The organism is Acinetobacter pecorum, assembly GCF_014837015.1.
GTDB classification, from domain to species: Bacteria; Pseudomonadota; Gammaproteobacteria; order Pseudomonadales; family Moraxellaceae; genus Acinetobacter; species Acinetobacter pecorum.
Genome location: NZ_JACSPT010000035.1, coordinates 1 through 10,692 on the forward strand (window position 1 = coordinate 1; position 10,692 = coordinate 10,692).

The 10,692-nt window shown below is 40.9% G+C and carries 9 protein-coding genes; 3 read left to right on the top strand and 6 right to left on the bottom strand.

All coding sequences use genetic code 11. The features are described 5' to 3' along the window. The first annotated feature begins 179 nt into the window (after window positions 1-179). Window positions 180-416: a VF530 family protein gene (locus tag H9629_RS15070; protein WP_104471312.1), complete on the top strand. Its 237-nt coding sequence runs from the start codon at window positions 180-182 to the stop codon at window positions 414-416. 330 nt (window positions 417-746) lie between these two features. Here the strand turns inward: H9629_RS15070 and H9629_RS15075 are convergent, their stop codons facing one another. From H9629_RS15075 to H9629_RS15100, 6 genes are read right to left on the bottom strand one after another with little or no spacing between them, the layout of a single operon-like run. Next, window positions 747-1,805: a 2,3-butanediol dehydrogenase gene (locus tag H9629_RS15075; RefSeq protein ID WP_010326712.1), complete on the bottom strand. Its 1,059-nt coding sequence runs from the start codon at window positions 1,803-1,805 to the stop codon at window positions 747-749. Window positions 1,806-1,826: 21 nt separating this feature from the next. Next, window positions 1,827-2,612: an acetoin reductase gene (locus H9629_RS15080; RefSeq protein ID WP_180058621.1), complete on the bottom strand. Its 786-nt coding sequence runs from the start codon at window positions 2,610-2,612 to the stop codon at window positions 1,827-1,829. Window positions 2,613-2,623: 11 nt separating this feature from the next. Then, window positions 2,624-4,024 (bottom strand): dihydrolipoyl dehydrogenase, encoded by a 1,401-nt coding sequence (gene lpdA / locus H9629_RS15085; protein ID WP_180058620.1) that lies wholly within the window; start codon window positions 4,022-4,024, stop codon window positions 2,624-2,626. Window positions 4,025-4,035: 11 nt separating this feature from the next. After that, entirely contained in the window at window positions 4,036-5,571 is a 1,536-nt protein-coding gene (locus tag H9629_RS15090; protein ID WP_191731423.1) for a 2-oxo acid dehydrogenase subunit E2, read from the bottom strand. A gap of 1 nt (window position 5,572) precedes the next feature. After that, complete coding sequence (locus tag H9629_RS15095) at window positions 5,573-6,592, bottom strand: alpha-ketoacid dehydrogenase subunit beta (RefSeq protein WP_168158997.1); 1,020 nt, start codon at window positions 6,590-6,592, stop codon at window positions 5,573-5,575. 15 nt (window positions 6,593-6,607) lie between these two features. Beyond that, window positions 6,608-7,570: a thiamine pyrophosphate-dependent dehydrogenase E1 component subunit alpha gene (locus tag H9629_RS15100; RefSeq protein ID WP_180058618.1), complete on the bottom strand. Its 963-nt coding sequence runs from the start codon at window positions 7,568-7,570 to the stop codon at window positions 6,608-6,610. A 342-nt stretch (window positions 7,571-7,912) separates the two neighbouring features. On the opposite strand from H9629_RS15100, the gene lipA reads away from it, so the two are divergent. Together lipA and H9629_RS15110 are read left to right on the top strand one after the other, a co-directional pair. Then, window positions 7,913-8,887, top strand: coding sequence for a lipoyl synthase (lipA, locus tag H9629_RS15105; protein ID WP_191731424.1), 975 nt, complete (start codon window positions 7,913-7,915; stop codon window positions 8,885-8,887). A gap of 233 nt (window positions 8,888-9,120) precedes the next feature. Continuing rightward, window positions 9,121-10,212, top strand: coding sequence for a sigma-54-dependent transcriptional regulator family protein (locus H9629_RS15110; protein WP_191731426.1), 1,092 nt, complete (start codon window positions 9,121-9,123; stop codon window positions 10,210-10,212). The last annotated feature ends 480 nt before the right edge of the window (window positions 10,213-10,692 follow it).

Here is a 10,692-nt window from a genome sequence, read left to right on the forward strand (position 1 = left end):
GTTTTAGGTGCAGGCTTCTTCATCTGGAAATTATATTGCTAAAGAAGCCCTCAAGAATAGCTTTGTGCAACAAAGCCTTTCAGCACACATCAATGTTAATTACGTTTAAATTCCAACCCTCTCATTTTTCAACTAGCTCAGGTTATAATGATGGCCTCCCAAAATATGGTTGATCTATTATGAACGCCTCCAATGACCCTCTACACGGCAAAAAACTTGCTGACATTTTGGATGAATTATTAGATTACTACGGTGGCTTTGAGGGCTTAAGTCGTAAAATTGAAATTAGATGTTTTTGCATAGATCCAAGTGTTAAGTCATCATTGCGATTTTTACGTACCACACCATGGGCACGTGAAAAAGTAGAAAGCTTATATTTGTATGTCTTATGCCAAAAAGCCAAACAGAAATCGTAGCTTTCAAAACCCCAACCTCAGTCTAATATTTTATACCAAACAGTAAACTAAACCTATTGAATAGCCAATGATTTTGTAGACACCTTTTAATTGGTGGTGGGCCGCCACCACTCTCCTAGCAAAATTTAGTCTATATCCCTATGGTTTATTTAAAAACTTATTTTCTATCTTTACTAGGCTGTATGATCAAAATCATACTGGCACTCAACACTGTAAATTTGAGAATGAATCTGTAAGTACAGAGTCACTCCCTATCGCTAAAGATATTAGAAATAGCTACATAAAGTTTATTTCTAGCTTATTCAAATTTGTCGTTAAAATTAGGTTTTACTACGGATGAACAATAATTTTTACTGCAGACTCATTATTATGAATCAGCGTTTCAAAGCCTTTAGAAACAAGATCATCTAATGCAATACGTTGGGTAATAAAAGGTTCTAGATTAATCTTACCTTGCTCGACTAAGCGGATGGTTTCCTGATGGTCATTTACATAAGCAATCGTGCCACGAATATCTAGCTCTTTCATAACCACACTATGCACATTAATTGTGGCAGGATGGCTCCAAATCGAAACGATAACGACCACACCAGTTGGTTTCATCGCCGCCACCAGTGTATCCATGACTTTATTAACACTACTACATTCAAAAGCGACATCAACACCACGGTCTTCCGTAATTTTCATCACTTCAGCGACCACATCAACCTTAGATGGATCTAGCACATAATCTGCAACACCCGCTTCTATCGCTTTTTCTTTACGCTTTGCACTCAATTCAGTAATGATGACCGTGAGACCTTTAGCCTTTAAAATGGCTGATAAAAGTAAGCCTATAGGGCCTGCTCCACCAACCAGTGCTATATCGCCAGCTTTTGCACCACTTCTGACATAGGCATGATGACCGACAGATAAAGGTTCTATCAATGCGGCCTGATCTAAGGGAATATCATTTGAAATAGGATGTACCCAACGTCGTTGAACTGCAATTTTTTCAGAAAGACCGCCGCCACGTCCGCCTAAACCAATAAAGTTCATATTTTTTGATAAATGATACTTATCATTCAGGCCAGTCGGGACATCATCCGCAATAATATAGGGTTCAACTACGACATGTTGTCCAATTTGGATATCGTCTACACCCTCACCAACTGCATAAACTACGCCTGAAAATTCATGTCCCATTGTTACAGGTGCAGATTCTCCCGAAATTGGGTGTGGATGACCACAAGGTGGAATAAAAATAGGGCCTTCCATGAATTCATGTAAATCTGTACCGCAAATACCGCACCATGCAACTTGAATTCCCACTGTGCCTGGAAGTACTTTCGGTTCAGGGATATCTTCAATTCGAATATCCCCTCGATCATAAAAACGAGCTGCTTTCATTCTGTATTCCTTATGTTGATATTAACGGTAAACCATTCCACCATCTGTCAAAATAGACTGACCTGTAATGTAGTTTGCATCCTCACTGGCTAAAAATGCAACTAATGCAGCCACGTCATCTGGTGTTTCAGCACGTCCTAAAGCAATACCATCTACATATTTTTTATACGTTTGACCAATTGGTGCACCTGTAATTTCAGAGAACCGCTGATCTATTTCGACCCACATGTCTGTGCCTACAACACCTGGGCAATAACTATTTACAGTAATTTCAGCACTGGCATATTCTTTAGCCGCTGCTTGCGTCAATGCACGAACTGCAAATTTAGTTGCCGAATAAACACCGAGTAAAGCAAAACCTTCATGACCTGCGATTGAGCATGCATTAATAATTTTTCCAGCCTGTTGGCGTTGTTTAAATTTATTTGCTGCAGCTTGAATCCCCCAAAGTACACCACCGACATTGATGTTCATAATTTGGTTAAATTCATTCGGTGTTACTTCTGCCAAAGCTTTAACTTGTGCAATACCTGCATTATTGATCATGATATCAAAACCATTAAGTGTCGATTCGGCATGATCAATTGCATGACTGACTTGTATTGGATCTGAAATATCCGCAATAAATGTAGTGGCTTTTACGCCAAAGGCTTCAACCTCTTTTTGAACAACATTTAACTTTTGTTGATGAAGATCGACCAAAGCAATATGAACACCTTCTTGCGCTAAACGTAAGGCAATACCACGTCCAATTCCTTGTGCTGCACCCGTAATTAATGCAACTTTATTGTTTAAACCCCTAGGCATGTTGCGACTCCTTAGATATGAATTGCACGTTGCATCGCAGACAAGACCGACTCATGCATCGCCTCAGATAAAGTAGGATGAGGAAAAATGACCTGTGCTAAGCTTTCATCCGTAGCTTCTAGGTATTTTGCGATCGCAAAACCTTGGATGTGTTCGGTGACTTCATGCCCAACCATGTGAGCACCCAACAATTCACCCGTTTCCTGACTAAAAATGGTTTTAACAAATCCTGCGCTATCGCCCAAAGCCAATGCTTTACCATTCGCTTGTAAGGGAAACTTACCCACATTGATATTCAAGCCCGCAGCTTTCGCTTTCTGTTCTGTCAAACCAATACTGGCCACTTGTGGATGGGTAAAGATACACCCCGGAATTTGTGTACGGTCTAAAGCATGTACATGACTTAGGCCTGCAATTTTTTCCACACAAAGAATGGCCTCATGACTGGCTTTGTGTGCCAAACAGGGTGCACCTGCGACATCACCAATTGCATAAATGCCCACTACATTGGTTTTACAGCATGAATCGACTTTAATAAAACCATCCTCAAATTCAATGCCCAAAGCGTCTAGGCCAAGATTTTCAGCATTCGGTTTCACGCCAATAGCTGAAAGCACCTTTTCAACAGTAATGATTTGCACACCTGTGGCAGTTTCAATATGACAATGTACTTGAGCCTGATCAGTTTCTATTTTTTTTACAGTCGCTTCGGTTAAAACCTGCATACCCTGCTGTTCAAATTGCTTTTTTACATACTTCGAAACTTCAATGTCTTCGCTAGGGAGAATCTGCTTTGCAATATCAACCAAGGTGACTTGGCAGCCTAAGTCTTGGTATAGGCTTGCAAACTCACTGCCTATAGCCCCCGAACCAATGACCAGTAAAGATTTTGGTAATTGTTCTGGAACTAAAGCCTCTTTATAACTCCAGACCTGATGGCCATCTACAGGAATATGAGGCAAATTGGCCGCACGTGCACCTGTTGCGACAATAATATGCGGTGCAGAAATCTGCTGTTTTTGACCATTCGCATCTGTAAGCTCTAATTGCTCTTTGGCAATAAACTGGGCTGCTGCGTTAAAAACAGTGATTTGATTTTTTTTCAATAATTGACCGATACCTTGCACCAGTTGCTCAGAAACCTGTCTGCTATGATGGACCAGTTTTTGAATGTCAAAATCAATCGCGTTAAGCGTAAAGCCAAACTGCCCAGCATGTTTGAACTGCTGCGCAAGCGCAGCCCCGCTCAATAATGCCTTGGTTGGAATACATCCCCAATTAAGACACACTCCGCCTAAGTGTTGTTTTTCAACGATTGCCGTTTTTAATCCCAGTTGCGCTGCGCGAATCGCAGCGACATATCCTCCAGGACCAGCACCAATAACCACAAGATCAAATTGTGTATCTGACATGGCTATTCCTCCTACACCAAAATCAATGCAGGATTTTCAACAAACTGCTTAAATGCCGATAGGAATTGAGCACCCAACGCACCATCAATGACACGATGATCACAAGACAATGTTGCGGTCACCATTTCACGAACAACAATCTCATCATTTTCGACGACAGCACGTTTCTCTGCTGCACCTAAAGCCAGAATTGCACCTTGAGGTGGGTTAATAATGGCATCAAACTGTTGAATACCAAGCATTCCCAAATTGGAAATACTGAAACTGCCGCCTTGAAACTCATCAGGTGCTAATTTCCCAGTTTTGGCGCGTGTCGCCAGATCACGCATATCATTGGAAATTTGCGCCAAAGATTTACGGTTCGCTGCTTTAATAATTGGTGTGATCAGCCCGTTTTCGATTGCCACAGCAACCGAAATATCAGCCTGTTCAAACTGTAAAATTTGCTGATTTTCTTCATCAAACTGAACGTTAACCTGTGGAACTTTGATCAGTGCAGCCGCAGCCGCTTTAATCAGCATATCGTTAATGGACAGCTTGACTTGCGGTACGGTACTGTTAATTTGCTGACGCAAAGCCTGAACCGACTCAACATTTAAGTCTATCGTTAAGCGAAAATGTGGTGCATTGCGTTTTGCCGCTTGTAGCCGTGAAGCGATTGCTTTACGCATACCATTCATAGCCACAGCGGTAAATTTTGCTGACTCTGTTGGATGCGCATGGTTAGCATGTTGAGCTTGTACAGGGTTTTCACGTTGATATACAGCTTCAACATCTTCCTTGCAAACTCGTCCACGTGAACCCGATGCACGACAATCATGCAAATTAATACCCCATTGTTTTGCTAAACGGCGGGCAACAGGTGTTGCTAGAACATAACTATCATCTGCTTTAGATTTCGCGGCTTTCGTACTGGCTTGATGACGCACATCTGGCCAAGAACCACCAGCAGCTTGAACTCCGGTCTGAACATCGTGAACACTAATACGACCTTCACGTCCAGAACCAGTAATCTGAGACAAGTTTACATTATGCTTTTCAGCCAATTTCAAGGCATGTGGCGTTGCAAAAATATCATCGCTTTGTTGGAAGCCTTGTAACGCAGCAGGAATAGAATATCCGCCCTGAGCCACAGCTTTTGATCCATTACCAACACTGTTCTGTTTAGGAGCAGCTTGTACTTTGGTTTCAACTTGAGCTACAGCTACTTTTTCAGGAACCGCTGCTACCGCTTTATTTTCAGTTACAGCAGGTGTTCCACCTAAGGACTGTGCAAATGCTTCAACTTCTGCATCGGAAACTTGAGCGTCTGCACAAATTGCAATGACTCCTCCTACGACCAGCGTGTCACCATCTTTAGCAATAATCTTTCGTAGCAAGCCATCGAAAGGCGCTTCCAGAACATTGACGATTTTTGTGGTTTCAATTTCACAAATTTCCTGTCCTTTACTAAATTGAGTACCTTCTTGAATCAGCCATTGGGCAATCGTGCCCTCTTCCATGGACAAACCCCATTTTGGGATTTCTAAGGTTTTAATTTCGCTCATCCTAAGCCTCCAACGTCTTACGTACAGCCTGTTCGATGCGTTCTACACTTGGTAGCCATTCTTTTTCTAATACTGGTGAAAATGGTACGGGTGAGTGTGGTGGAGTGACTAACTCGATTGGTGCTTTAAGAAAATGAAAGCCTTTCTGTGCAATGAGTGCAGCCACATCATGTCCGAAACCGCAACGCGCCGCAGATTCATCTACAATCACCACACGACCTGTTGAAGCCACAGACTCTAAGATGCCATCTTCGTCTAATGGAGAAATGGTGCGAGGGTCAACCACTTCAACCGAAATGCCTTCTTTTGCGAGCTTGTCAGCAACTTCATTGGCACGATGCACCATCAGGCTTAAGGCAATAATGGTGATATCTGTGCCCTCACGGGTGTAATTTGCGACACCAAAAGGAATAGTGTAGGCCTCATCTGGCACTTCGCCCTTAATGTCGTACAACAACTTGTGCTCACAAAAGACTACTGGATCGTCATCTCGAATGGCTTGAATCAACAACCCTTTCACATCATAGGCACTTGAAGGCACCACCACTTTTAAACCAGGCACTGAGGCAAACACGTTATATGGCGACTGAGAATGCTGCGCTGCTGCGGAAAAACCTGCACCGATCATGCCTCTTACAACGAGTGGCGCTTTGGCTTTGCCACCAAACATATAGCGGAATTTAGCCGCTTGGTTATACAGCATGTCATAACACACGCCGTAAAAATCCATGAACATTAAATCTGCCACAGGTCTTAAACCGGTTGCAGCAGCACCTGCCGCCATACCAATAATCGCCGATTCTGTAATCGGGGTGTCAATGACTCGCTCAGAACCAAATTCAGTCCATAAGCCTTTGGTTACACCAAGTACACCGCCAAAACCTTCCAGTTTATTGTCATCTGTATTTTTGCCACCATGCCCACCACGAACATCTTCACCGACCACAATGACACTCGGATCTCGGCGCATTTCTAATTCAATTGCTTCTTTAATCGCGTTTCGATAACTTTTATTTGGCATTTTTCTACTATTCCTTTAGTAAGAGACGTAAACATCAGTAAGTAACTGAGAGACTTCTGGGTACTGAGCTGCGCGTGCTTTTGCAACGGCATCGTCTACATTGGCTTTAGACTGGGCATCAATCGCATCCAGTTTGGCTTCGTCAATTTTATCCTTGACTTTTTCACGGAATATTTTCAATGGGTCTTTATGTTCTTTGACATAATCCAGTTCTTCTTTGGAACGAATAAGCCCCGGATCACCTTCAAAATGTCCATAAAAACGGTTGGTTACCGTTTCAATCACACTCGGACCTTCACCACAGCGGGCACGTTCAATGGCTTTTTGTGCAACTTCATACACAGCAAAAAAGTCTGTTCCATCTACTTTTTCAGCGGGTAAGCCAAAACCTGCTGCTCGGCCTGCAATGTCTTTACTGCCTACGGCATAGTCGTGTGCAGTGCCTTCACCAAAACCGTTGTTTTCAAAAACAAAAATGACAGGGAGCTTTAACACGACAGCCATATTAATGGCTTCAAAAGTTAAGCCCTGATTTGACCCGCCATCACCGGTAAAAGATAGACCAATCCCACCATTTTTCAGTGTTTTAGCACTTAAAGCTGCCCCAATAGCCAAAGGTGGACCACCACCCACAATACCGTTTGCACCGAGCATGCCTTTATCTAAGTCCGCAATGTGCATTGAGCCGCCTTTACCACGACACAAACCATCATCTTTGCCAAAAATTTCTAACATCATGGCATGAATGTCACAGCCCTTAGCAATACAATGTCCATGACCACGATGCGTTGATGTAATGAAGTCCTTGTCTGTTAAATTTTCACAGATCCCTACGGCAACAGCTTCCTCGCCGCTATATAAATGGATGAAACCGGGAATATCACCTGTATTATTTTCATCGTGAAGTCGATCCTCAAATTCACGAATGTCGCGCATTCTTTTGTATGCTGCTAGCAATTGCTCTTCCGTTAATTGCATATCTTTGTTCCTTATTAATTACGCTTAAAAGAAAATCCAAAAATTAATGGTTGAATTTTTAAACCGTATATTTATATAAATATATTTTTATTTAATTTCATATTAGACTAAAAAAATATAATGCATAAAAAGATGAGAAAAATATTAAAAACAGAAGGTTAAGAACTTAAAAAATTTTTTAAAATTTTACAGTAGTTCAATCACATATGAAAACAAACCTTTAACCAACCTTTATTTTATATGATAAGTTTTTTGCACTGTTTTAATATTATTAAAGCACCTAAAAGAGCTTATTTAATATCGGGATCTATATTAATTATTTTAAACGATGGAGTGTTTGTAATGGATTTAAATAACACAGTATTAACTGGAAAGAAGCTACGTGGCGCTGAAAAAATGGCGCGTATTCCAATTAAAGTTGTTCCAACGGAAACGACACCGAAAAAGCCAGAATGGATTCGGACTAAAATTAGTCAACCTGATGAAGTTCAAATCATTAAGGATTTATTACGACAACAGAAACTACATACGGTTTGTGAAGAAGCGGCCTGCCCCAATTTGCCACAATGCTTTAGCGGAGGGACTGCAACGTTTATGATCATGGGAGATATTTGTACTCGACGCTGCCCATTCTGTGATGTCGCACATGGTCGTCCTAATATCCTAGATCCTAATGAGCCAAAGCATCTGGCTAAAACAGTCAAGAATCTAAACTTAAAGTATGTCGTGATTACTTCTGTTGATCGAGACGACTTAAAAGATGGTGGTGCACAGCATTTTGCAGATTGCATTCGAGAAATTCGTCAAACCAGTCCAGAGACTCTGATAGAAATTTTGGTTCCTGATTTTCGTGGTCGTGCAGATATTGCCCTGAAGATTCTGAGCCAAAACCCACCCGATGTTTTTAATCATAATATTGAAACCGTTCCACGTCTGTATAAAGCCATGCGACCAGGCGCTGACTATAAGCACTCATTGGATTTACTCAAAAAATTTAAACACTACTGTTCTGAAATTCCAACGAAATGTGGTTTGATGGTCGGTTTAGGAGAAGTCGAGGCTGAGGTTATTGTGTTATTAAATGATTTGAAAGATTATCAAGTAGACTATGTCACAATCGGTCAATACTTACAGCCATCTAAATCTCATGCGCCAATTCATCGTTTTGTTACGTTGCAAGAGTTTAAGCATTATCAAACACATGGAGAGCGCTTAGCGTTTAAAAATATTTGGAGTGCGCCATTAGTACGATCAAGTTATTTTGCAGACCGTCAGTATCATGGTGAAGCTGTGCCTAGCCCTTACATGAGCGAATGAATTTTCATCCTATTTACGTTTATTAACATTTCAGATGGAAATAGTCATTTTCAGCTCATAAGAACACTTTTAAAGTAACTCAAGGACTGGTAAAGCCAAAAGATATGATTTAACCAAGCAAAGATAAAAGCATTTAAAATTGAGGCAAGAAGAAATGACGTAAATGACTATAAATTTGGAAACTCATTTCTAAAATTTAAAAATATTACAGTCTCATCATAAAGGAATATGATATGAACCTGTTCAATACCGCATCTGCAAAAAATCTGCAAACAACCCATTTAATTAATCAACATACTGTACATACCGCCCCTGTTTTAGCCTTACCTCCAGAAGATAAAACGTCTTTATTTCGCCGCTCTATCCAACATAATTATGCTGACTTACTCAAAATAGCGGAAGATTCAGATATGGCTATTGGTCTTACAGACCATCACGGGACTCTCTTATGGACATGGAGTAGTTCTGCAATGCTTTCTTCTGCCGAACAGGTTCATTTTATTGAGGGTGGGCATTGGTCTACACAGGCTGTTGGGACCAATGCGATTGGTATGACGTTGAACAGCCAAATATCAAGTTGTGTCTATTCTCATGAAAACCAAATGGACAGTGTTCGAGATTGGGTTTGTTATGCCGCGCCGATCTGGGATCCGACATCAGGGCAATTTCATGGCATTATTAACCTTTCCACAAAATATAAAAAACATACTCCTTTGGGGCTGCTTGCAGTTGAACGCTGTGCGGATTTAATACAACGAGCCATAAAGTTTGAACAGCAAAATTTTTTATACATTAAGGCGCTAGGCTCGCCTTGGGTTCAATTTAATGGGCATACCTTGAACTTGAGTCACCGTCAAATTGAAATACTTTGCATTTTAGCTTTGCATCCCCATGGCATTGGCTTAGAAGAGTTACACTATGCCCTTTATGGTGAGCGTAGTGTCAGCCTAAAAACCCTAAAGGCTGAGGTTTCACAACTTCGTAGCCTATTACCTCATTCAATTGAGGCTCGCATTTATAGGTTTAGCTGTGAAGTCCAATGTGATTTTTTACGCGCTGAACAATCATTAAATGCAAATCTTATTTCCAGTACATTCTCGCTATATAAAGGTAGCTTTCTCTCTAAATCAGAAAGCCCTTTACTCAGCACTTGGAGACATTGTTTTGATGCCCGTTTAAGCCAGTTGATCTATCAAATAAAGGATATCGATCAATTATTAAGAATTATTGGGCAAACACATGACCGAATTGATGCGGTACAGCGTTTATTAGAGTTATTACCACAGGACAGTATCCACCGTAATTATTTTTCAAATCTGATTTAGATTTGATCTGTTGCTTCAACTCTAAAGTTTTATTGTGAAGCAGATTGAAAAGGAAGTATGATTTTCATACTTCCTTTAATAAAACTTAAAATTGAGAACTAAATACAGTGAAGTCTAGTAATTCACTTACCCAGCTTTGACACCTAGTTTGTCGCTGCAAGGTGTATCCATGCCATTACTACAGCTTTAATAGTTAAAACCGCCAAATCTTATAGGTCTAAGTTATGTAAGTATGATTTACCATAAGCGCACGTCTATGCCGTGATGGTGACGATAAATATTTAAGAATGCTGACAAGCTTCACCCACCGTTGGTGGTATAGAGGATCGGCATCCCCTTTCTTAAAGGGGTTTCAATGAGGTGTGAATAGCCCCCACTCTTCTAGACAAATTTAGTCTATTCTTGGACTGCCACCACTCTCCTAGACAAATATCGTCTATTCTTTTTGCACAGGAGAAAACATTATGAGTGGACAACGAT

Coding starts and splice junctions, on each gene's coding strand:
- H9629_RS15070 (WP_104471312.1), top strand. CDS start 180: ATGAACGCCTCCAATGACCCTCTACACGGCAAAAAACTTGCTGACATT.
- H9629_RS15075 (WP_010326712.1), bottom strand. CDS start 1,805: ATGAAAGCAGCTCGTTTTTATGATCGAGGGGATATTCGAATTGAAGAT.
- H9629_RS15080 (WP_180058621.1), bottom strand. CDS start 2,612: ATGCCTAGGGGTTTAAACAATAAAGTTGCATTAATTACGGGTGCAGCA.
- lpdA (WP_180058620.1), bottom strand. CDS start 4,024: ATGTCAGATACACAATTTGATCTTGTGGTTATTGGTGCTGGTCCTGGA.
- H9629_RS15090 (WP_191731423.1), bottom strand. CDS start 5,571: ATGAGCGAAATTAAAACCTTAGAAATCCCAAAATGGGGTTTGTCCATG.
- H9629_RS15095 (WP_168158997.1), bottom strand. CDS start 6,592: ATGCCAAATAAAAGTTATCGAAACGCGATTAAAGAAGCAATTGAATTA.
- H9629_RS15100 (WP_180058618.1), bottom strand. CDS start 7,570: ATGCAATTAACGGAAGAGCAATTGCTAGCAGCATACAAAAGAATGCGC.
- lipA (WP_191731424.1), top strand. CDS start 7,913: ATGGATTTAAATAACACAGTATTAACTGGAAAGAAGCTACGTGGCGCT.
- H9629_RS15110 (WP_191731426.1), top strand. CDS start 9,121: ATGAACCTGTTCAATACCGCATCTGCAAAAAATCTGCAAACAACCCAT.